Here is a 20,642-nt window from a genome sequence, read left to right on the forward strand (position 1 = left end):
GCGCCTTGCTGCGATTATCCAAAATGCCCTGCCAAGTTACATGGTAAAGAGGTGGCCCCGCATCTGGCACTGTCTGATATTGCCCGCACTTTTGCTGGGGCTTACCGGTGTGGTGCTGGGTTTTTACTATGAAACCAATGATGACCTAGCTATTATTCAGCTGTTGCGCGGTAATACCGCCGCGGCACCGGTCACTAATCTTCATCTGTATTTTCATGGATTAGCCTGGGTGCTGGCCGGACTGTTTCGGCTATTGCCTATGGTGCCGTGGTTTGGCGTGCTGCTGTATGGGCTGCTGTATGGGGCTTTAGTACTCACATTTGCCGTTCTCGACCGGCTGGTGCGACACCGGGTAGCGCCCGGCTTTGTAACAGCATTGCTGGTGTTATTTTATGGCATGGCCTGGATAGAACATGCCATGTGGTTTAATTACATGCGCGTGCCTTTATTGCTGGCCGGGGCAGGCTTGTTGTATGCTGCCCAGCGACCTGAGCAGTTCCGTGCCCGCCTGATTGGCGTGCTGGCATTCGGCATCAGTTGGCTGATTCGGCCCAGTGCGGCCGACCTTGCTTTACTGCTGGTGGTGCCCGGGGTGCTGTGGCTGGCCGGGCGCCGCGGACTGCCGGTGCTGGGGGTAGCGGTGGCCTGGGCACTGGTAGGAGGAGTGGCCGCCAGCCTGCTGCGCGGTAACGAGGCCACCACTTTCCGCACGCTGGATGTGCTCAAGTCCAACGTGAATGATTATCAGCTGTACCGCCCCATTCCGCGCACGCCCGCAGATAGCCTTGGGGTACAGGCCGTTGAGCAGTGGATGCTGGGCGACTCAACCCTGGTAAACGAAGCTTTTTTCTCCCGGGCATATGTACCCGATGTCCGTTTTTTCACGCAACAAGCGCTGCCAGAAAAGCTGCGGGAAACGGCCATGCAGCTGGTGCGTAATTATTTTCCTGTGCTGATGCTGCTCCTGGCGCTCCAGGTTTGGGTAGCTGCCAGCCCCCGTATGGGTGGGCGAAGTAAGTTCTGGCTGTTGCAGGGCGCTTTCCTGCTGTCTTTGTTTGGGTTGGGCGCTTTGCTGAAGCTTCCTTCAAGGTTGGCACTGCCCATCCTTGACCTTTGGGTACTAACCAATCTGGTGTTTCTCCTGCGCGATTCGCGCCGGCCGGTTAGCCAGGAAATCCTCAGCCTGCTGCTGGTGCTGCTACTGGCAGCAGCTCCCTATAGTTACAAGCTCTGGCACCGCTACATCACGCTGCAGGCCGAACAGCAAAGCGGGCGTCGGGCGCTGGCCCGGTTCCGGCGTCTTACCTACCCTGCCAGAATAGTGGTGACCGATGCCGTGGATGCCGCCTATAAATCCCAGAACCCGTTGCAGGTACATACCATTGGCAGTGCATATCTCAAAACCTGCCTAACCCTCACCGGCTGGCCTACCCTGGACCCCTCGCAACCCCGTTTGCGGCAGCGCCTGACCGGTACGCGGGACTTTGCCGAAAGCCTGCGGGGATTAGCCCGGCGCCGGGCTGCCGTGAAGTGGTACCTCACACCCGCCACTGCCCAGCTACTGAACCGGCATCTGGCCTGGCGGCAGCAAACGGGCCAGCCTCGTCTCACTTTGCGCACCCGGCAGCCCGTGTCGGCAAGAAATGATCTACCTCGAGTGTATATTCCCGTGTTTGAATAGCTTTATTAGTGAATTCCGAGGAAAAGGCCAAAATTTTATAGTCGCTCCTGCTCATGCCTCACGTAAGTGATGAAAAGCGAATCTTTACATTTGACGCTTGATTCCGAACCTCTTTTTCCACCACGCCCCATGATTGCGACCCTCACTTCCCGCGGGGAAGTACTTCAGCACCTCGAACCTTTTTTGCGGGAGAACATGGGTTCTTTCCTCAAAAAAGTTGACGAGAGCTGGCAGCCTTCCGACTTTCTTCCCGACCCCCGTCTCGATACTTTCTATGATGAAGTAAGAGAGCTACGTGAGAGTGCCAAAGAGTTAAGCTACGATTTGCTGGCAGTGCTTGTGGGTGATACCATTACTGAGGAAGCCCTGCCCAACTATGAGGCCTGGTTTCATCAGCTGGATGACCTGGGCCGCGACCCCAACAACGGATGGGCACAGTGGATACGCGGCTGGACGGCCGAGGAGAACCGCCACGGCGACCTGCTCAACCGCTACCTCTACCTCTCCGGTCGTGTGAACATGCGCGAGTTTGAAGTCAGCACCCAGTATCTGATTGCGGATGGTTTTGATCTGGGCACCGCCCACGACCCTTACCGCGCGTTCATTTACACCAGCTACCAGGAAGCCGCCACCAACCTCTCGCACCGGCGTGTAGGGACGCTGGCCCGTAAAGCCGGAGATGCCGCCCTGTCTAAGATGTGCGGCATGATTGCCGGCGACGAATCCCGCCATGCCCGCGTGTATCAGACGTTTGTGGAGAAAATCTTTGAAGTAGACCCATCTGAAATGATGCTAGCCTTTGAAGATATGATGCGCAAGAAAATTGTGATGCCTGCGCACTACATGCGCGAGATGGGCGTGGAAATGGGTAAAACCTTCGGCCACTTTACCGATGCTGCCCAGCGCCTAGGGGTATATACCAGTCAGGATTACACGGATATTCTGGAAAGCCTCCTTACTACCTGGAACGTAAGCCAGATTACCGGGCTGAACGGTCAGGCAGAAAAGGCCCGTGATTATATCATGGCTCTGCCCGCGCGCTTGCGCCGGGTATCGGAGCGCATGCCGGTGCCTAAGCTGGAATACCGCTTTAAGTGGATTGACTAGCGTTACCTACCATACAAAACAACACCGCCTTCCTCAGTATGAGGGGGGCGGTGCTGTTTGTAGAAAAGCCCTTCGTTAAGGCTAAGCCATGCTATGTGTATCGCTAGGGGTTAATGCTGTTTTCATAGGCCACCTGTTGGAATACCAAGCCCATTCGGGGGAGTTGGTAGCGAATGGTGCGGGTACCGCCACTGGGGCAGCAATTGGCATCTTCATCCTGATAAACCGGGAAATGGCGGAGCACCTGCTGGCCAACCACCTCAAAGGTATCGTGGCCCTGGTAGCCTTTGGCTGCGGCGCCCGTCAAACCCGGCAAGGTTACGGCCCGGCGGCCCTGGTTCTGGTATTCATAGCCCAGGAGCTGGCCGTAGGAGCCGCTGCCAGCGTCGCTGACGAAAATGAGTAGCTCAGGGAAATCGTTTTGGTTGAGGTTAGTCGCTACCACATCGGCTACTTTGCCTTCCAGTTGTTGCGTGGTGGTAGCCAACGTACGGCCATTTTTCTCCGTGTGCAGGCTCAGCTGTTGCTGGGTGCCTTCGCCAGTGGTTTGCACCAAAAATCGGAAGTTGCTATGACGAAGCTCTTTGCGGAAAGTAACTGCTGCGGCCGGAGCAGTGGGAGAGGTGGTAGCACGTAACATGGCTGGATCAGCCGATTCTGTTGCCGAGCGGGGCGAGTCGCAGGCTGCCAGCGCTACCAGCAGGGGTAAGACGAGCTTTTTCATAGCAAACAGGCTAACAGGTCGGCAATACGGCCGACCCCCTATCTTATAGTACCCCACATAGGCCGCGTAAGTTGCCTGATTTAAGGTACTATCTGTACGCCTTTCCAGAAGGCTACCCGCCCTTTAATGTGCTGTGCCGCTTCCTTAGGCGTTGGATAGTACCAGGCGGCATCCTTGTTCAATTCGCCCTCAATGCGGAGAGAATAATAGCTGGCGCGCCCTTTCCAGGGGCAGGTAGTGCCGGCAATGCTATCCTCAAAATATTCCCATTTCAGCGCTTCTGCCGGGAAATAATGGTTATTTTCTACCACCACGGTGTCGTCGCTTTCGGCCACAACCGTGTTGTTCCAGATGGCTTTCATTCTTGTATGGGTAATTTTAGGTGGTTTGGAGGCTGCTGCGGGTGTGCCTTTGCCTGAATACGCATTTACGGAGGATCAATCCCGCCAACTAAAAACTAACTTCTCGCCTGAGTTGTTCTCAGGGCTCATTGACTTTGTTATGGCTGCAGGTTTTCGTTTCCGGGATTTTGTGCCCGAGGATTTACCCGACAAAGGGTTTGAGTCGCTCCTCAAGATATTTATGCAACTCATCACCATTACCAGTGGTGATGTTGGCGAAGCCTTGTCCTGGCTTTCAGAGTTGGATAAACAGTATGGCCTGACTGATGACGACTACGGCATTGGCGCCTTCATCGAAGACCTGAAAAAGAAGGGCTACATTGATGATGACCCGCAGAAAGCCGGGGCGTTCAACATCACGGCCAAAAGCGAGCAGCAGATTCGCAAATCGGCTCTGGAAGAAATCTTCGGCAAGCTCAAGAAATCGGGGCAGGGCAACCACCGTACGCCCCATACCGGCCAGGGGGACGAGCAAAGCACCGATATGCGCGAGTTCCGCTTCGGCGACTCGCTGGATCAGATTTCGATGACGGAAAGCATCCGCAACGCGCAGTTAAACCACGGCCTAGGCGGGGAGGACTTTATGCTGACCGAAGGCGACCTGGAAGTGCGCGAGAATGAGCATAAGTCGCAGACAAGCACCGTGCTCATGATTGACATTTCGCACTCCATGATTCTGTATGGCGAGGACCGGATTACGCCCGCTAAAAAAGTAGCCATGGCCCTGGCCGAGCTGGTAAAGCAAAAGTATCCAAAGGATTTTCTGGATGTACTGGTATTTGGCAACGATGCCTGGCAGATTGAAGTGAAGGATTTGCCTTACCTGCAGGTGGGTCCTTACCACACTAATACTGTGGCCGGGCTGGAACTGGCCCTGGATCTGCTGCGCAAGCGCAAAACGCCTAACAAGCAGATTTTCATGATTACCGATGGCAAGCCTACCTGCCTGAAAGAAGGCACCAGCTATTATAAAAACTCATTTGGCCTCGACCGTAAAGTGGTTAACAAAACTCTTAACCTGGCCGCCGCTGCCCGCCGTCTGAAAGTCCCGATTACCACCTTTATGATTGCCACGGACCCCTATCTTCAGCAGTTTGTGGAAGAGTTTACCCAGGTAAACCAGGGTAAAGCCTACTATAGCTCTCTGAAAGGATTAGGGCACTTGATCTTTGAAGACTACAAACGCAATCGCCGCAAGTCAGTGTAGTATGGCTTTTGGCTTGGAGCAGCACATACTACCCAAGTAACTAGTAAGGCTATTTCCTGCTTAAAAATGAAAAGCTGCTGAAGTTTTGTTACTTCAGCAGCTTTTCATTTTTACCTATAACACATTATCTGCATCCTATGAATTTAGTTTTGTACGGATTCGTGTTGTTGATATGTCGTTGTATAGTCGCCGTATCACTGCCGCCTCATGCCAACGTTCCGGCGCCCAACTTCAGGTTACAGGATAATACTGGTAAAGCCGTGGCATTGCACGACTTCCGGGGGAAGGTAGTCTACCTGGATTTCTGGTATAGTGGGTGTGAGCCCTGCCTGGCCGAAGCTCCCGCTGCGGATAAGCTGAAAAAACGGTTTTTAGGTCGGGATGTGGTGTTCCTATATATCTCAGTGGATCAAAGCACCGAAACCTGGAAGCAGACGCTGAAAAAATATCCCCTTACCGGCTCCAACAGTGTGCATTTGATTGATGCCAAGAACGGCTCAACTGCCGGTGCCTTTAAAGTAGGAAGCTTCCCGAGCTACTGGATTATTGGGCGTAATGGGCAAATTCGCAACAGCGGAGTACCCCGGCCATCGTCAGGACAAGAAGTAGTAACAGCGCTGGAACAGGCCTTGGCGGAAAAGCCTTAGGGCTTACTACACGCAAGAATTCAACATAAAAATGGCGGATCAGTATCTGGTCCGCCATTTTTATGCAATAGGGGTTGGTTTCTTAACGGGTAGCAACTGTACCTCCACCATCTTCTGCGGTGGCATTCTTCAGCTTGGGCACTGTGTGCAGGTAGGCATATATGGCCCGTGCTTCCTGTGGCGACATTAGGGTGAATTTAGGCATGGGCAACTTCAGTGGGCCGTTTGGGCCTTGCCCGAAGCGCACCGCTTGCACAAACTGCGCTTCCGTCCAGTCGCCTATGCCGGTTTCCTCGTCGCAAGTGATGTTGCGGCTCAGTATTTCCTGGCCAGTGGGGGTAAGCAGCCTGGTGCCCCCAGCAAGGTAGCCTTCTGATTTTTCGGGCACCAGGGCATTGTTCGTTTTAAAATCCTTGGAATGGCACTCATAGCATTTGTAGCGGCCCACTACCAGATAATGACCATAGGCTACGCCATCCGTGGTATCAGGATCTAAAACGGGCTTGGCGGGCACGGGGGTGGGTTTCATGACGGTATTCACCAGCATCTTACCCAGGAAGGAGGGCTCCTGTTCGTGCGAGGGGATAGGCTGGGCTTTCACCAGCGCATTATTAGAGCGCAGAAAGGCAATAACGCTGTTCACATCCTCATCCGACATATGCACGAAATTAGGCATCACCATGCGAAAGCGGCCGTCGCGGCCTATGCCAGTGCGGAATAGGCCTACCAGCTCAGCATCAGTCCACGAGCCAATACCGTGCGTTTTGTCTTGGGTAATATTTGCGGCGTAAATCTTGCCGAATTCCGGGGGTAAATCATTCATGAACTTGCCGGTCAGGGCATTGGTGCTGCGGTCCAGGTGGCAGTCGGCACACATAGCCGTAACAATCTTTTCTCCCTGTAACACCCGTGCCGGGGTAATAGCGACCGGCTGTACCGCCATTTTGGGCGGGTCATAGGTAGGAATACCCCGGGCCTGTACCCATACCACAAAACCCAGAATTGCCACCGCCACCAGCGCCAGTAATCCGCCCAGAATTTTGAATATTTTTTTCATAAAATAAAAGAATATAGATACACCTGCAAGTATAGAAATTTATAGATACTTAGCTAAATAGCTAATAGCCTTGTAGTATCACATAATGATGTGATAGAGGACTGATTTTTTGACTGACCAAACCATTCCTGCAGAACCAACCACTAGGTTCAATAGTTGTATTAGCGCAGTTGCCCGTATATATCCATCTCCCGGGCATCTCTTTACTCTCCGTATGACCCCATCTACCATTAGCACGCTGGGCCAGTTGAAAAAGTCTGGCTACCAGCCCCGCACTGTCAAGCAAGAACTGCGCGACAACCTGATTCAGAAGCTGCGCAATAAAGAAGAAGTGTTTCCCGGCATTTTTGGCTACGATGAAACCGTAATACCAGACCTGCAGCGCGCTATTCTGGCCGGCCACCATATTAACCTGCTGGGTTTGCGTGGCCAGGCTAAAACCCGTATTGCCCGCTTGTTGGTGGGCCTATTAGACGAGTATGTGCCCGTAGTGGCTGGCTCCGAGCTGAACGACGACCCCCTGCAGCCTTTATCGGTTTTTGCCAAAAACCTCATTGATGTGAAAGGGGATGATACGCCCATTTCATGGCTACATCGGGAAGAGCGGTACACAGAGAAGCTGGCTACGCCCGATGTGTCCGTGGCTGACCTCATCGGTGATGCCGACCCCATTAAAGCCGCTACCCTGAAGCTACCGTACTCCGATGAGCGGGTAATTCACTTTGGCCTGATTCCCAGGGCGCACCGCGGTATTTTCGTGATTAACGAGTTGCCCGACCTGCAGGCCCGCATTCAGGTGTCTTTATTCAATATTCTGCAGGAAGGCGACATTCAGATTCGGGGCTTTAAAGTACGCCTGCCGCTGGATATCCAGTTTGTGTTCACGGCTAACCCCGAGGACTACACTAATCGGGGCTCCATTGTTACGCCCCTCAAGGACCGTATCGACGCCCAGATAATCACGCACTACCCCAAGTCCATCGAAATCGGGAAGCGCATCACCAAGCAGGAAGCCCGCATCAAGGAGGAGCAGAAAGGCATGGTGACGAGCAACGAAATCATGCACGATTTGGTGGAGCAGGTTGCAGTGGAAGCCCGTGGTTCTGAGTTTGTGGACGCGAAGTCGGGCGTGTCGGCGCGTCTTACCATCTCGGCCTACGAGCAGGTAGTAGCCGGGGCAGAGCGCCGGGCGCTCATCAATGGCGAGAAGAATACCTATGTGCGGGTAGCCGACTTTATTTCCGCTGTTCCCGCCATTACCGGTAAAGTTGAGCTGGTCTATGAAGGGGAGCAGGAGGGAGCCGGCATTGTGGCTGAGAAGCTGATGGGCAAGGCCATCCGCACCCTGTTCCTGACTTACTTCCCTGACCCCGACAAGTCCAAGAAGCTCAAGAGCCGTCCTAATCCATATAAAACGGTGCAGGACTGGTTTGGCAGTGGCCATACTGTGGATATCCTGCACGACGCCTCCACCAAAGATTATCGTGCCGCCCTGGACCAGGTGCCCGGCCTCCGCGACATCGTCACGGAGCTACACCCGAAAGAGGACAAGGAAACTACCTATTTCCTGATGGAATTCCTGCTGCACGGTCTGGCTGAGTATAGCCTGATTTCCCGCAACCGCCTCACAGCAGGTGCCCAGTTTAAAGACCTCCTTTCCTCTATGTTCACCATGCCCAGCTTTGGCGAGGATGATGACGATGAGGACGAAGATGAGCGGCCGCAGCGCGGACGCCGGCGGTAAAGAATTGCTGATTTCCAGAACAGCAAAAAGCCCCCTACAGATTTGTAGGGGGCTTTTTGCTGTTCTGGAAAAATGCTGGGAAGCCTAAGCTTCTTCGCTCACGACAATTTTCTCAATGGTGTCGTTGGCTTTAATCTGGTCAATAATATCAATCCCTTCTACCACCTTGCCGAACACCGTATGGTTGCGGTCGAGGTGGGCCGTATTCTGCCGGTCGTGAACGATGAAGAACTGCGAGCCACCGGTGTTGCGGCCGGCATGGGCCATGCTGAGGGCGCCGCGCTCATGGTACTGATGGTCGCCGGTCAGCTCACAATCAATTTTATAGCCAGGGCCACCAGTGCCGGGCGTGCCTTTGGCGCCGTCGCGGGAGTTGGGGCAGCCGCCCTGAATCACGAAGTTGGGAATCACGCGGTGGAATTTCAGTCCGTCGTAGAAGCCTTTCTTGGCCAGGTCGGTGAAGTTCTTTACCGTGTTAGGAGCGTCCTTTTCGTAGAACTCCACTTTCATAACACCCTTATTGGTGTGGATTTCGGCGGTTTTCATGCGGATAGAGTAAAAATGAACAAAGAATGGGGCCAAATAGCCCGCCAGGGGCAAAGGTAGCCAATTTGCTTAGGTGAACATCCGGAGCCACCTTTGGTTTCGTAAGGACGGCACCACCGCATAAAACGGTGCTCTGTTTTCCACCAAACTCCCTTCCCGCGCTTTATGAAAAACACCCTGCGTACCACTTCTATGGCCTTGTTTGCGGCCGCTTTATCTCTTGGCCTTGCTAGTTGCGGCGACCAGAAATCCGCAGAAACCACCGAAACAAACATCAACGCAACTCCAACCGTGGACTCGGCGGCGCTGATGACTGACTCGGCTCGTATGGGTAAGCCCAATGGGGTGGTAGTGGGCGGCGCCAAGATGACGCCTGACAAAGACATCGTCGACAACGCAGTGAATTCCAAAGAGCACACCACGCTGGTAGCCGCCGTGAAGGCCGCCGGACTGGTAGAGACCCTAAAAGGCAGTGGTCCTTTCACTGTTTTTGCCCCAACCAATGCCGCCTTCAATGAGCTGCCGAACGGTGCTATGGCCGGATTAATGAAGCCGGAAAGCAAAGCGAAACTGGCCGGTGTGCTCACCTACCACGTTATTGCCGGTCGTATTATGGCTGCCGACCTGAAAGACGGGCAGCAGCTTACTACGGTGAATGGTGAAAAAATAAAAATATCCGTGAAAGACGGTCAGGTGATGATTAATAACGCCGCCATTACTATTCCGGATGTAGTATCCAGCAATGGTATTACCCACGTCATAAACCAAGTGCTTTTGCCCCCAGCTGCTAATTAAGCAAGCGGTTTTAGATTTATAAAAATGGCCGCCCTGATCAGGGCGGCCATTTTTACTTAGGCTATGACCGGACGCCGCAGGCCTGCTTCCTCCGAAACCCGCCGGGCAAAGGAAGTCCAGTCTTCGTCGCCGGCGGTGCGGGCTACGGTGGTAGTAAGGTGATTGAGCACAATACTGGCAATGGGCATAGGTACACCGTGGTCCTGGGCCTCATGCATCACCAAGTCCAGGTCCTTGCGCAGAATATGTGGTGCTGCGCCCAGGGGCTTATAGTCTTCAGTAGCTACCATATGGCCGTAGCTTTTATAAATGGGACTATTGAAGATGGTGCCTGTCATTACCTCATAAATCTGCTGCCGGCTGACGCCGCTTTTCTCAGCCAGCGTGAAGGCCTCAGCCATAGCCTCAATGGCAGCACCCAGCATAAAGTTGCCGCAGAGCTTTACTGTACTGGCTGCCCCCGGGTCTTCCCCGACATCATACTGCCCCTGGCTGATGGCTGGCCAGAAGGGTGCCACCCGTTTCTTAGCCTCGGCCGGGCCCGATACGCATACCCAGAGTTGAGCAGAGTCCACGGCATCGGGCTTACCAAATACCGGGGCAGTAACCAGCAGCGTACCATGCTCCTCATGCAGGCGGGCCAGCATTTGGTTGGTGGCGGGTGCCACTGTACTGCAGGAAGCGTGCACAGCCCCAGGCTTCATGGCCGGCAAAAAGCCATTCACGCCTAAAGCCAGGCTTTGCAGGGCGCTGTCGCCGGTTACCATTGTAAATACTACTTCGGCCTCCTTCACGGCATCGGCTGCAGTGGCTGCGGACAAAGCGCCAAGGTCCTGCATCGGCTTGGCTTTTTCTGCCGTGCGGTTATAAACAGTTAGTTGGTGCCCCGCCCGTATTAAATTGGCGGCCATAGCCTGACCCATGTGGCCCAGGCCCAGAAGTGCAAGTTGTGCCATAAGATTTACGTTTCAGTTGGAAACGTAAATCAGGCCAGACAAGGGCATATTTCTCCCCTATAGAATTTGGCGGCTCGCTTTTTACTTCTTTATAAGTGATATTCTGACAGGCGTTTATAGGTTGGTTAGTTCCTATTTTCGGTTGTCCTCCCCAGCCAGCATACTCAGGTAGCTGTCGTAGCGGGGCAAGGCAATGCGGCCTTTCTCCACGGCTTCGCGCACGGCGCAGCCAGGCTCATGCACATGGCGGCAGTTGTGGTAGCGGCACTGGCCGAGCAAGGCACGCATCTCCGGGAAAAAGTGCGCCAGCTCGCCCGGCTTCATATCTACCAGCCCCAACTCTTTTATGCCTGGTGTATCAATGAGGTAAGTGCCGGGGCGTACTTCCAGCATTTCGGCAAACGTGGTGGTGTGTACACCTTTATCAGAAAATTGGCTGATTTCAGCGGTTTTCAGCGCCAGATCCGGGACCAGAGCATTAATGAGCGTGCTCTTGCCCACGCCGGAGTGACCCGAGAGCAACGTGACCTTACCCTCCAACAATTCCTCAATTTGGGCGACGCCTTCACCCGTGTGCGCTGAGCAGCGTAAGCCCGGATACCCGGTGCGTTGATACATATTCAGGATTTGCTCCTGATAGTGGGCAAGCTCTTCGTCGTATAAATCGGTCTTATTGAAGATGAGCGTAACCGGAATGTGGTAGGCCTCGGCCGTCACCAGAAACCGGTCAATAAACCCGAAAGAGGTAGCTGGCGACACCAGCGTTACAACGAGTAGGGCCTGGTCCAGATTAGCGGCCACAATGTGGGAGTGCTCACTTTTGTGCACCGAGCGCCGGATGATATAGTTTCGCCGGGGCTCAATATGATGAATAACCCCGGCCCCCTCTGTTTGCTCCTCTACCGTAAAATCTACCTGGTCGCCCACGGCTAGCGGGTTGCTCACTTTCAGTCCCTTATTCTTGAACTTACCCCGCAGACGGCAGCGGTGCAGCTTACGGGTACCCGCCTCCCGCACTATATACCATGAGCCCGTTGATTTGACGATGGTTCCGGTCATAGGAGAGTGGATTAGGAATTGGGGAAGGGACAAGTAAATTGACCGCCAAGGTGGCTGCCGGCTTAGGAAGACATTTCTTTTACCCGACTGCTCAGCCAGTTCATGATTTTGCGGGTAGCCCCGCTGTGGTCGTGCACGTAATCTAGGCTCACGTCCTGCACCTTCAGGCGGCGGTCTTCGCTGTGGAACAGCGGGCCAAATACCTTCAGCAGTTCTTCGGCCGAAGTCACCGGAAAAGCACACCCCATAGCTACAAGGTCCTGCGCCTCCTGAAATTTCTGGTACGTGGGCCCAAAGAAGAGTGGCAGGCCAAAAGCGGCTGCTTCCAGCGTATTATGCAGGCCCTTACCAAAAGCCCCGCCCACATACGCAAAGTGTCCGAACCGGTAAAGCTGGCTTAGCAGCCCCACATTATCCATCAACAGCACCCGCGCCTGACCTACGGTTTCCGGCAGGGCCTGGGAATAACGCACTACCCCTCCTGGCAGGGCCTCTTCTACCAGTCGCAGATTGGTTTCACTGATTTCGTGCGGGGCAACAATAAAGCGTAGGTCCTGTGCATACTGGCGAAACAGGGGCGTGAGCACGGGCATATCTTCCGGCCAGCTGCTGCCAATGATAAACACAGGCGCCCAATCGTCTACAAAGGCATCTACCAACGGCAGCTGCCGGGGCTGTGCCGAGGCCGTTTGCACCACGGTATCAAAACGGGTGTCGCCGGCTACGCTGTTTTGGGTGAGACCAATATGGCGCAGCAACTCGACGGAGGCCTCGTTCTGAGTGAATATGTGGGTAAAACGGCTTAGCACCTTGCGGAAGAAACTACCCCAGGGTTTAAAGAAAATCTGCTCCGGCCGGAAAATAGCTGATACACATATGGTCGGAATCTGGCGCCGCTGCAACTCCGTGAGGAAGTGATACCAGAACTCATACTTCACAAATACGGCCAACTTGGGATTTACGGCATCCAGAAAAGCGCGGGCATTGTGGGCGGTATCCAGCGGTAGATAGAACACATAAGCCGCGCCGGGCCAATTTTGGCGCACGGTATAACCGGAGGGTGAAAAGAAAGTCAGAACAATTTTATGGTCCGGATGGCGCGCCGTGTAGGCCTCCATCAGGGGGCGGCCCTGCTCAAACTCGCCCAAGGAAGCACAATGAAACCACACCAGCGGTGCTGTCTCCTGCCGTAAGGCTTCCTGAATGCGGGACAACAACCCACGCCGACCCTCCACCCACTGCGCTGCCTTAGGCACAAACGGAGCTACCAGCTTCAGCAGCAGCGCGTAGAGGTACAGAGCAATAGAATACAGAAAGCGCAAAATGCGGGACTTGGGGGATACTGCGTAAGTAAGGAGCAGGGTTTTCGGTTTACAAAAACCTTCAGGCCTGCAAAAGTAGGCGTTTCCAACCCCGGAAACGAAAAAGCCCCCACCAATTGGTGGGGGCTTTTGCTAAAGCTTTAGCTTAGGAGCGTTTGCTCCAGGCCGCTGCTGCTACTAATGAGCAGCCTGCTTGCCGAGGTAGCTGGCAACACCCTCGCGGGTAGCTTCCATAGCCTCTTTGCCTTCTTCCCAGTTAGCGGGGCACACTTCGCCTTTTTTCTCGAAGTACTGCAGAGCGTCAACCATACGCATGGCTTCATCAATGCTGCGGCCCAGCGGGCCGTCGTTCACCACTTGGTGGCGCACAATGCCATCCTTATCAATCAGGAACAGGCCACGGTAGGCCAGGGGCGAGCCTACGAAGGTCATTTCGCCAGCTTCCGTGTAGTCGTAATGACCACCCAGCACGTCGTAGTTAGCCGCAATAGTCTTAGAGGCATCCGCTACCAGCGGGTACGTTACACCAGAAATACCGCCATTGTCGCGGGGAGTCTGCAGCCAGGCAAAGTGCGAGAAGTGCGTATCGGTAGAGCAGCCGATAATAGCTACGCCTTTTGCTTCGAAATCGGCCAGACGATCCTGGAAAGCAATGATTTCAGTGGGGCAAACGAAAGTAAAGTCAGCGGGGTAGAAGTAGAAAATAACGTGCTTCTTGCCCAGGTAACGGTCCAGGGAGAAATCTTCTTCAAATTCGCCGTCAATAACGGCGGTAGCTTTAAACGAAGGAGCGCGCTTGCCAACAAGAACTGCCATAGGTATGCTTCAATTATTTGGAATGAAAAAAGAAAGTCAAAACAGGAAAGTAGGAGCGGGAATTACTCATTCCGCTGAGCATCCCGGCGGGAGCCGGTAATGTGCAGGGAGAAGGAGGTAGGCTGAAAATTCCGGAGCCCGCGGGTAGCGAAGAAGTCCCGAATAAGAGCATCCAGCTGCGGGTCACAGTAATCAATGATTTCCTGCGTATCGGTGCAAAACAGGTGATGATGCTCGGAGCAGTCGGCATCGTAGCGGCGGGACGCGCCTTCCGCCACGGCCACACGCTTGGTCAGGCCGGCAGCCACAAAGCTGTCCAGCGCCTTATATACCGTACCCAGGGAAATGGAGGAGGAAGCCCCAAGAACAGCGCGGTGCACCTGCTCGGCGGTAGGGTGGCCGCTGAGCTGCGTCAGGCTTTCGAGAATGAGAATACGCTGCTGCGTGGCACGCAGGCCAGCCTGAACCAACAACTCACGCAGGCGCGACCGGGTGGGTGGGGTAAAGGGCAGGTGCGTATTGTCAGTTGAGTGGCTCACCAGATAAGAATGATTCTCCGCAAAGGTAAGTCTATAAGCAACTCACCAGCAAAATTGTTTCCTTCCAAAAAGGAATAGGCAGAAGAAATCATCGGAAGTAGCTGCCTTCCAGAAGATTTTCTCTGCCTATTGGGAGGCCAATGACTAAGCTTAGCGACCTTTAAAGTCGGGTTTTCGCTTCTCTACGAAAGCGGCCATACCTTCTTTTTGATCCTCGGAGGCAAACGTCATGTAGAAGTTTTTGCGCTCGAAGTGCAGGCCTTCATCCAGGTGCGTTTCAAAGGCCCGGTTTACCGATTCCTTAGCCAGGCGCGCCGCAACGGGCGACATTTCCGCAATGCTGGCTGCCAGCCGGAAGGCTTCTTCCAGGTACTGGCCCACGGGCACTACACGGTTTACCAGCCCATGCTTCTCCGCTTCCTGCGCCGATATAGGTTTGCCGGTAAGAACCATTTCCATAGCCCGCGCTTTGCCCAGGGCGCGGGTCAGCCGCTGGGTGCCGCCGGCGCCTGGCATGGTACCAATGCGGATTTCCGGCTGACCAAATTGTGCCGTTTCTGAAGCCACAATCATGTCACAGGTCATGGCCAGCTCGCAGCCCCCACCCAGTGCAAACCCGGATACAGCGGCAATCAAGGGTTTGTGCGTTTTCCGAATCTGGTCCCAGGTGCTGAACTGGTCAATGGTCAGCATATCAATAGCCGTACGGCCAGCCATCTGCTTAATATCAGCGCCAGCGGCAAAGGCCCGCTCATTGCCCGTGAGCACAATGACGCGCACGGCATCATTGGCGCACAGATCTTTCAGGGCAGCCGCCACTTCCTGCATTAGCTGGAGATTTAAGGCATTCAGCTCCTTGGGGCGGTTTAGCTGAATAAGGGCTACCTGTGGCCGCGCATCAGGCGTTACAGTTATAAATTCCATAGGAGAGTGGGACTTGAAAATCGGGGAGAGAAAAAAGTAGGGTTATGCAGAATATTCAGACCTCAACAAGCGCCATTGCCACACTAAACCATCCTCAGGGTCTTCCAGTGCTTGTTGAAAAGTGAAGCCTGTTTTAGCCAGCACCTGTGTGGAGTAATTTCCGGCGGGGAGGGTGTGGGCAAGCACCTGCGAAACTTCCGGGTGAGCAAAGGCAAACCGGAGCATGCCCCAAGTGGCTTCGGTGGCATAACCCTGATGGCGAAAATGCGGCGCTATGCTGTAGCCTAGCTCTACTGTGCCTTGGTTGGGGGCACCTTTAAAGCCACCCACGCCCAACAGGTGTTGGGATTCGGGGTGGATAAAAAAATACAGCCACCACTCTGCTGCTTCCGGGTGCTCTTCCAAAAACTGCGCAGCCATGGGCACTACCTCCCAAACCAAATCTTGCTGCAGCCATTCCAAGCTGGGTGCTACGTGCAGCATCCTGGCTAAGGCGGGCAGGTCCGGCCGTAACATGGCCGCAAAATGCTCGGGTTGGCAGGGAAGCAGTTGCAGGCGAGAGGTGGTAATCATAGCCGTGGCCGCTTATTTCACTGCTTCATGGAGGGTGCCCCGGCACACAAACTGGAAGGTTTGGCGGGTACGTTGCTCCAGCAGCAGCTCACGGCCTTCCGTAAGCTGTTGAATGCTGGAGGCGTCATAGTTCTTAATAGTATACAGCTCAAGCCCCGTGTTATAATGAATAGTGAACTGCTCATAGAGCATATCCAGCAACTGCTCCAGGCGGTAGGCCGAGAAATCAGTGCACACGGAGAAGCTGATGGCAGAATTCTGCATCAGATGGATTTTCAGCCGCACCTGAGCCAGAGCGCCAAAAATGACTTCCAGGTTTTCCTCGGAAATAAATGTGAGGTCCTTTGACTCAAAAGAAACCAGGCACTGCCCGGTTTTGCGGATGAATGCGGGCAGCAGGGACTCATGTCGGCAGTCGTGGATTTTGGTGCCCTCCGCCGATGGATCCAGAAATGACTTTACATACAGCGGAATGCGCCGCACGGCCAGTGGCTTAATGGTTTTAGGGTGAATCACCGACGCCCCGTAGTAGGCCATTTCAATGGTTTCCTGATAGCTGATTTCCGGAAAACGAATGGTGTTGGTGAAAATCTTGGGGTCGGCATTCAGTAGCCCCGCTACGTCTTTCCAGATGGTAACGGACTCCGCATGCAGGCAATGCGCGAATATGGCGGCGGAAAAGTCGGAGCCTTCGCGGCCCAGCGTAGTGGTCTGGCCACTGGCCGTGCCCCCCAGAAAGCCCTGGGTAACTACGGGCCCGTGCAGCAGCAAATCAGGTACCACCGCACGAATGTTACGCTCGGTGGTGGGCCAGTCCAGGCGTCCTTCGCGCCACATATAGTCTGTGCGCACCAGGGGGCGGCAATCCAGCCACTCCGCTTCCAGGGCTCGCGCTACAATAAGGGTTGCCAGCAACTCACCGTAGCTTACTATCTGGTCATACTGTCGGTCATAGTCCCCGCGCACCAGGGTGGCTAAATGGCCACTAAGCTGTTCCATCAGCCCAGGTAGGGTAACGGTGCCAGGCACTGTAGCGGCTTCGGCTTCCTGCTTCTGCCAAGTAACGCCAAACAGGTCATTGGCCACGGCAAAGTGAAAGTCGCGCATGGCCTGTAACTGCGGCTGATATTCCAGCGCAGAGTGGGCCCGATGAAAGATATCCTCCAGTGCATTGGTGGTTTTGTCCATGGCTGATACTACAATCAGCAAATGACCTTCTGAACCAAACCGGCGCACAATTTCCACCAGATTGCGAATGGCGGCGGCGTTGCGCACGGAGGCACCCCCAAACTTATAAACCTTAAGCGCGTGCTGTTCCTGCATATACAATGATATAAAAGATGACGGCTCTGCTGCCATGGCAAAATGGAGGGAAGCGCCAACTGAGGAGCTCAAAAGTAGGCAGTGCCCGCCAGATGTGGCGAAAAACGATAAATTTGTCGACCCAAATACCCCACCCACTTCCCACCCAATGGACCATAACAAACTCGCGCTACCCGTCGGTACTACCCTGGACCGTTTTATCATGCGCAAACAGGAAGACTTTCCCTACGCCACGGGGGAGCTTTCGCAGCTGTTGCGCGATATTGCTCTGGCGGCCAAAATCGTGAACCGAGAAATTAACCGCTCTGGCCTAATCGATATTGCCGGCGCTTATGGCAACCGCAATGTGCAGGGAGAGGATCAACAGAAGCTGGATGTCATTGCCAATATTCGCTTCATCCGGGCCTTGCGCAATGGGGGCGAGGTATGCACTATCATCTCCGAGGAAGACGACGAGAAGATCCAGACTGGCAACGTGCAAGGCAAATATGTAGTTGCCATTGACCCCTTGGACGGCTCTTCCAACATTGACGTGAACGTCAGCATTGGTACTATTTTCAGCATCTACCGGCGCGTATCGCCTACCGGCACTGAAGGCACCGACCAGGACTGCCTGCAGGCCGGTACCCACCAGGTAGCGGCGGGCTATGTAATTTATGGCTCCAGCACCATGCTGGTGTATACTACCGGCAATGGAGTGAATGGCTTCACCTATGAGCCTTCTCTGGGTGAGTTCTTCCTCTCGCACCCGCACATTATCTCGCCCAAAACCGGCTCGGTGTACTCTATTAATGAGGGTAGCTCCGAGGATTTTCCGGAAGGCGTAAAAGCCTTTGTGGCCCACTGCAAAGAGCAGCACTTCTCAGCTCGCTACATTGGCTCTTTGGTAGCCGATTTCCACCGGAACTTGCTAAAAGGTGGTATTTATATGTATCCTGCTACTCGCAAAGTGAAGAACGGTAAGCTGCGTCTGGCTTATGAGTGTAACCCGCTGGCATTTATTGTAGAGCAGGCCGGTGGCAAAGCCAGCAATGGCACTATGCGCACCATGGAAATTCAGCCAGTAGGCATGCATGACCGTTGCCCGCTGTTCATTGGCTCTACCGAACTGGTAGAAAAGGCCGAAGAGTTCATGGCCCAATATGCCAACGCCGATACCGAGGCAGTTAATTAGAAAACCCGGAATGTTAGAAATAAGAAGGCCGCCCAGCATACTGGGCGGCCTTCTTATTGGTGGGTATCTAAGAAAGTCTATTCTGCCTTCTTTTTGCCGCGTCCTTTGGCAGGTGCTTCTGTAGCTGCTTCTGGATTGGCGGGCTCGTCAGTTTCGGTGGCCGAAGAAATGGCACCGGCAGTGCTCAGGGTTTCCTGCTCGGTGGCGTTTTCAGCTTTGGCGCTGGTTTTTTTCTCAGCTTTCTCGGCCACTTCTCCAGCAGGAACTTCTTCCGCTGATTCTTCTGCCGCATATGGCAGCGCCGTGCTTACCAAGCGGTACCAGCTAACCAGCTTTTTAATGTCTGACATGTATACACGCTCCCGGTCATAATCGGGAATGATGGTTTCCATGAATTGTGTCAGTTCGCGGTCATCCGACTTGTTAGTAAGGGAAAATCCGCTTCCGTAGTGTTGCTGAATCCGGTCGAATACCTCCGTTAGGGGCACCGTCTGGTCCAGATCTTCTGTGTAGATGGAAATTTCATGGAGCAGGGATACTTTGTTGCGGGCTGAAGCCACGGAACGGGTAGCACGCTCATCCAGGGTTTCCACAATAACACCGGCACGGGTGGGCCGCACCAGGCGGTAGAGGCCTGGCATGCCGCTAATAGCAGCAATTTCCTTCAGGTCGTAGGGCATAAAAAAGCAGTTAGTATGGGGCAAAGTTACTCAGCAGCGGCTTGTCCGGGGGCTGGCAGCTTAAAAGAGATAGGCAGGCTGGTCAGAATGGCGTAATCGGGCTTCCTGAATTTGAGCAGATGCACCAGGCGCAGGGCTTCTTCGCCGCAGCCGCCACCAATCTGTTTTACCAACTTCACACCTGATAGGGTTCCATCGGTGTTAAGCGTAAAGCTAACAATGCAGGTGCCCTGAATCCGGTTCCGCCGGGCCATTACCGGGTATTTCAGCTCTTTTTCAATGAAGGCATACATAGCCTCCTGTCCACCTTCATAATACTCGGCTACCGGAATGAGTTTGCCGCCCCGCACAGGGTTTTGCGCAGTAGCTACAGCCTCCGTCACTGCTGCCTGGGTAGCAGGCCCCGGACCTTTGGATTTCACCTTTACCGTTTGGGAAAATGCCGGCGTCAGGGTACAAATGCCCAGAGCCAGAACTAGCAAGTGTTTTTTCATGTCGCAAAAAAGAAAGAAAGCAATAACGAAGAAAAGCAGAAAAGGCATTTCAGCGTCAATTTACGCATTATCCTTAGCAGGTTCTGCATTCTTATTCACCTCCTCAATAAAGGCCAGAATCTCCTCCCGGCCCATTTTTTCGGTGGCTGATGTAACGAAGTATTGGGGCAGTTCATCCCAGGTTTCGCGTAGCTTCTCAATATAAGCTACCACATTTTGATGGGTGCGTGAACCCGATTGCTTGTCGGCTTTCGTAAATGCCAGCACAAAGGGCACCCCCATATTTCCTAACCGGTCAATAAACTCCAGATCAGAGGCAATGGGGGCATGACGCGAATCAATCAGCACAAATACACAGGCCAGATTCTCCCGTTCCCGCAAATAAAAGTTAATCATCTTCTCCCACTTAGCGCGGGAGTCTTTGCTGACTTTGGCATACCCGTAACCCGGTAAGTCGACCAGATACCAAGCATCATTAATGACAAAATGATTAATCAGCTGAGTTTTTCCCGGCAGCGAGGATGTTTTGGCAAGTCCGCGGTGGTCTGTGAGCATGTTGATCAAAGACGACTTGCCCACATTGGAGCGCCCAATAAAGGCGTATTCCGGCAAAGTAGGGGCCGGGCACTGATCTACGCGGGTATTGCTGGTAAGAAATTTTGCCGTTCGTATAATCATATTCAAAAAGACGCTGAAAACACAAAGATACGGCAAAGCAACCCGGCCGATAGAAGTAAATTTTTTCTTGGATTTTATTGGAGTTTACAAAGGTCCCTTATATTTGCGCAGTTTAGCATGAATTGAAATATAGTACAGAAGCTGAAAAAAGATGGCTTCTTGATTGTTTTCACCACATCAGGCTATATCTGTACT

The 20,642-nt window shown here is 53.8% G+C and carries 22 protein-coding genes; 7 read left to right on the forward strand and 15 right to left on the reverse strand.

Going from position 1 to position 20,642, the window contains the following annotated elements:
* Positions 1-40 precede the first annotated feature (40 nt).
* Together Q4G72_RS10170 and Q4G72_RS10175 are read left to right on the forward strand one after the other, a co-directional pair.
* Positions 41-1,681 carry a hypothetical protein gene (locus Q4G72_RS10170; RefSeq protein WP_303311317.1) on the forward strand — a complete coding sequence of 547 codons (1,641 nt, stop codon included), beginning with the start codon at positions 41-43 and terminating at the stop codon, positions 1,679-1,681.
* Between the two features lie 129 nt (positions 1,682-1,810).
* Positions 1,811-2,788: an acyl-ACP desaturase gene (locus Q4G72_RS10175; RefSeq protein WP_303311318.1), complete on the forward strand. Its 978-nt coding sequence runs from the start codon at positions 1,811-1,813 to the stop codon at positions 2,786-2,788.
* Between the two features lie 103 nt (positions 2,789-2,891).
* On the opposite strand, the gene Q4G72_RS10180 is transcribed toward Q4G72_RS10175, so the two are convergent.
* Both Q4G72_RS10180 and Q4G72_RS10185 read right to left on the reverse strand, forming a co-directional pair.
* Positions 2,892-3,512: a hypothetical protein gene (locus tag Q4G72_RS10180; RefSeq protein WP_303311319.1), complete on the reverse strand. Its 621-nt coding sequence runs from the start codon at positions 3,510-3,512 to the stop codon at positions 2,892-2,894.
* A gap of 80 nt (positions 3,513-3,592) precedes the next feature.
* Entirely contained in the window at positions 3,593-3,874 is a 282-nt protein-coding gene (locus tag Q4G72_RS10185) for a DUF427 domain-containing protein (protein ID WP_303311320.1), read from the reverse strand.
* Positions 3,875-4,013: 139 nt separating this feature from the next.
* Between Q4G72_RS10185 and Q4G72_RS10190 the strand changes: the two genes are divergently transcribed.
* Both Q4G72_RS10190 and Q4G72_RS10195 read left to right on the forward strand, forming a co-directional pair.
* Positions 4,014-5,120 (forward strand): vWA domain-containing protein, encoded by a 1,107-nt coding sequence (locus Q4G72_RS10190; RefSeq protein WP_303311321.1) that lies wholly within the window; start codon positions 4,014-4,016, stop codon positions 5,118-5,120.
* Positions 5,121-5,257: 137 nt separating this feature from the next.
* A complete protein-coding gene (locus Q4G72_RS10195) occupies positions 5,258-5,767 on the forward strand; it encodes a TlpA family protein disulfide reductase (protein WP_303311322.1) in 510 nt (169 codons plus the stop codon).
* A gap of 82 nt (positions 5,768-5,849) precedes the next feature.
* On the opposite strand, the gene Q4G72_RS10200 is transcribed toward Q4G72_RS10195, so the two are convergent.
* Positions 5,850-6,824 carry a cytochrome c gene (locus Q4G72_RS10200; RefSeq protein ID WP_303311323.1) on the reverse strand — a complete coding sequence of 325 codons (975 nt, stop codon included), beginning with the start codon at positions 6,822-6,824 and terminating at the stop codon, positions 5,850-5,852.
* 214 nt (positions 6,825-7,038) lie between these two features.
* Between Q4G72_RS10200 and Q4G72_RS10205 the strand changes: the two genes are divergently transcribed.
* Entirely contained in the window at positions 7,039-8,568 is a 1,530-nt protein-coding gene (locus Q4G72_RS10205; RefSeq protein ID WP_303311324.1) for a sigma 54-interacting transcriptional regulator, read from the forward strand.
* Between the two features lie 84 nt (positions 8,569-8,652).
* Here the strand turns inward: Q4G72_RS10205 and Q4G72_RS10210 are convergent, their stop codons facing one another.
* Positions 8,653-9,114 carry a peptidylprolyl isomerase gene (locus Q4G72_RS10210; protein WP_303311325.1) on the reverse strand — a complete coding sequence of 154 codons (462 nt, stop codon included), beginning with the start codon at positions 9,112-9,114 and terminating at the stop codon, positions 8,653-8,655.
* Between the two features lie 165 nt (positions 9,115-9,279).
* Here Q4G72_RS10210 and Q4G72_RS10215 point away from each other — a divergent pair, with 165 nt between their 5' ends.
* Complete coding sequence (locus Q4G72_RS10215) at positions 9,280-9,909, forward strand: fasciclin domain-containing protein (protein ID WP_303311326.1); 630 nt, start codon at positions 9,280-9,282, stop codon at positions 9,907-9,909.
* A 56-nt stretch (positions 9,910-9,965) separates the two neighbouring features.
* Here Q4G72_RS10215 and Q4G72_RS10220 read toward each other — a convergent pair whose 3' ends face one another.
* The 8 genes from Q4G72_RS10220 to Q4G72_RS10255 form a co-directional block, all read right to left on the reverse strand.
* Entirely contained in the window at positions 9,966-10,865 is a 900-nt protein-coding gene (locus tag Q4G72_RS10220) for an NAD(P)-dependent oxidoreductase (protein ID WP_303311327.1), read from the reverse strand.
* Between the two features lie 132 nt (positions 10,866-10,997).
* Positions 10,998-11,924 (reverse strand): ribosome small subunit-dependent GTPase A, encoded by a 927-nt coding sequence (gene rsgA / locus Q4G72_RS10225; protein WP_303311328.1) that lies wholly within the window; start codon positions 11,922-11,924, stop codon positions 10,998-11,000.
* 62 nt (positions 11,925-11,986) lie between these two features.
* Entirely contained in the window at positions 11,987-13,246 is a 1,260-nt protein-coding gene (locus Q4G72_RS10230) for a 3-deoxy-D-manno-octulosonic acid transferase (protein WP_303311329.1), read from the reverse strand.
* 177 nt (positions 13,247-13,423) lie between these two features.
* Positions 13,424-14,062: a peroxiredoxin gene (locus tag Q4G72_RS10235; protein ID WP_303311330.1), complete on the reverse strand. Its 639-nt coding sequence runs from the start codon at positions 14,060-14,062 to the stop codon at positions 13,424-13,426.
* Between the two features lie 62 nt (positions 14,063-14,124).
* Positions 14,125-14,601 (reverse strand): Fur family transcriptional regulator, encoded by a 477-nt coding sequence (locus Q4G72_RS10240; protein ID WP_303311331.1) that lies wholly within the window; start codon positions 14,599-14,601, stop codon positions 14,125-14,127.
* A gap of 150 nt (positions 14,602-14,751) precedes the next feature.
* Positions 14,752-15,525, reverse strand: a complete 774-nt coding sequence (locus Q4G72_RS10245; protein ID WP_303311332.1) for an enoyl-CoA hydratase-related protein — start codon at positions 15,523-15,525, stop codon at positions 14,752-14,754.
* A 42-nt stretch (positions 15,526-15,567) separates the two neighbouring features.
* Entirely contained in the window at positions 15,568-16,098 is a 531-nt protein-coding gene (locus tag Q4G72_RS10250) for a GNAT family N-acetyltransferase (protein WP_303311333.1), read from the reverse strand.
* Positions 16,099-16,110: 12 nt separating this feature from the next.
* A complete protein-coding gene (locus Q4G72_RS10255; protein ID WP_303311334.1) occupies positions 16,111-17,421 on the reverse strand; it encodes an aspartate kinase in 1,311 nt (436 codons plus the stop codon).
* A 148-nt stretch (positions 17,422-17,569) separates the two neighbouring features.
* Between Q4G72_RS10255 and fbp the strand changes: the two genes are divergently transcribed.
* Positions 17,570-18,595: a class 1 fructose-bisphosphatase gene (gene fbp / locus Q4G72_RS10260; protein ID WP_303311335.1), complete on the forward strand. Its 1,026-nt coding sequence runs from the start codon at positions 17,570-17,572 to the stop codon at positions 18,593-18,595.
* A gap of 77 nt (positions 18,596-18,672) precedes the next feature.
* Here fbp and Q4G72_RS10265 read toward each other — a convergent pair whose 3' ends face one another.
* From Q4G72_RS10265 to yihA, 3 genes are read right to left on the reverse strand one after another with little or no spacing between them, the layout of a single operon-like run.
* Positions 18,673-19,275 (reverse strand): DUF5606 family protein, encoded by a 603-nt coding sequence (locus Q4G72_RS10265; protein WP_303311336.1) that lies wholly within the window; start codon positions 19,273-19,275, stop codon positions 18,673-18,675.
* Between the two features lie 26 nt (positions 19,276-19,301).
* The gene (locus tag Q4G72_RS10270; RefSeq protein WP_303311337.1) at positions 19,302-19,769 is read right to left on the reverse strand and encodes an energy transducer TonB; all 468 of its coding nucleotides are present in this window, start codon (positions 19,767-19,769) and stop codon (positions 19,302-19,304) included.
* Between the two features lie 60 nt (positions 19,770-19,829).
* Positions 19,830-20,447: a ribosome biogenesis GTP-binding protein YihA/YsxC gene (gene yihA / locus Q4G72_RS10275; RefSeq protein WP_303311338.1), complete on the reverse strand. Its 618-nt coding sequence runs from the start codon at positions 20,445-20,447 to the stop codon at positions 19,830-19,832.
* Between the last annotated feature and the right edge of the window lie 195 nt (positions 20,448-20,642).

The sequence above is a fragment of the Hymenobacter sp. BT730 genome (assembly GCF_030542105.1).
Classification (GTDB): Bacteria; Bacteroidota; Bacteroidia; order Cytophagales; family Hymenobacteraceae; genus Hymenobacter.

Bases quoted from the DNA above. Each gene is read 5' to 3' on its own strand.
- Q4G72_RS10170 (WP_303311317.1), top strand. From the start codon at position 41: ATGGTAAAGAGGTGGCCCCGCATCTGGCACTGTCTGATATTGCCCGCA.
- Q4G72_RS10175 (WP_303311318.1), top strand. From the start codon at position 1,811: ATGATTGCGACCCTCACTTCCCGCGGGGAAGTACTTCAGCACCTCGAA.
- Q4G72_RS10180 (WP_303311319.1), bottom strand. From the start codon at position 3,512: ATGAAAAAGCTCGTCTTACCCCTGCTGGTAGCGCTGGCAGCCTGCGAC.
- Q4G72_RS10185 (WP_303311320.1), bottom strand. From the start codon at position 3,874: ATGAAAGCCATCTGGAACAACACGGTTGTGGCCGAAAGCGACGACACC.
- Q4G72_RS10190 (WP_303311321.1), top strand. From the start codon at position 4,014: ATGGCTGCAGGTTTTCGTTTCCGGGATTTTGTGCCCGAGGATTTACCC.
- Q4G72_RS10195 (WP_303311322.1), top strand. From the start codon at position 5,258: ATGAATTTAGTTTTGTACGGATTCGTGTTGTTGATATGTCGTTGTATA.
- Q4G72_RS10200 (WP_303311323.1), bottom strand. From the start codon at position 6,824: ATGAAAAAAATATTCAAAATTCTGGGCGGATTACTGGCGCTGGTGGCG.
- Q4G72_RS10205 (WP_303311324.1), top strand. From the start codon at position 7,039: ATGACCCCATCTACCATTAGCACGCTGGGCCAGTTGAAAAAGTCTGGC.
- Q4G72_RS10210 (WP_303311325.1), bottom strand. From the start codon at position 9,114: ATGAAAACCGCCGAAATCCACACCAATAAGGGTGTTATGAAAGTGGAG.
- Q4G72_RS10215 (WP_303311326.1), top strand. From the start codon at position 9,280: ATGAAAAACACCCTGCGTACCACTTCTATGGCCTTGTTTGCGGCCGCT.
- Q4G72_RS10220 (WP_303311327.1), bottom strand. From the start codon at position 10,865: ATGGCACAACTTGCACTTCTGGGCCTGGGCCACATGGGTCAGGCTATG.
- rsgA (WP_303311328.1), bottom strand. From the start codon at position 11,924: ATGACCGGAACCATCGTCAAATCAACGGGCTCATGGTATATAGTGCGG.
- Q4G72_RS10235 (WP_303311330.1), bottom strand. From the start codon at position 14,062: ATGGCAGTTCTTGTTGGCAAGCGCGCTCCTTCGTTTAAAGCTACCGCC.
- Q4G72_RS10245 (WP_303311332.1), bottom strand. From the start codon at position 15,525: ATGGAATTTATAACTGTAACGCCTGATGCGCGGCCACAGGTAGCCCTT.
- Q4G72_RS10250 (WP_303311333.1), bottom strand. From the start codon at position 16,098: ATGATTACCACCTCTCGCCTGCAACTGCTTCCCTGCCAACCCGAGCAT.
- Q4G72_RS10255 (WP_303311334.1), bottom strand. From the start codon at position 17,421: ATGCAGGAACAGCACGCGCTTAAGGTTTATAAGTTTGGGGGTGCCTCC.
- fbp (WP_303311335.1), top strand. From the start codon at position 17,570: ATGGACCATAACAAACTCGCGCTACCCGTCGGTACTACCCTGGACCGT.
- Q4G72_RS10265 (WP_303311336.1), bottom strand. From the start codon at position 19,275: ATGCCCTACGACCTGAAGGAAATTGCTGCTATTAGCGGCATGCCAGGC.
- Q4G72_RS10270 (WP_303311337.1), bottom strand. From the start codon at position 19,769: ATGAAAAAACACTTGCTAGTTCTGGCTCTGGGCATTTGTACCCTGACG.
- yihA (WP_303311338.1), bottom strand. From the start codon at position 20,447: ATGATTATACGAACGGCAAAATTTCTTACCAGCAATACCCGCGTAGAT.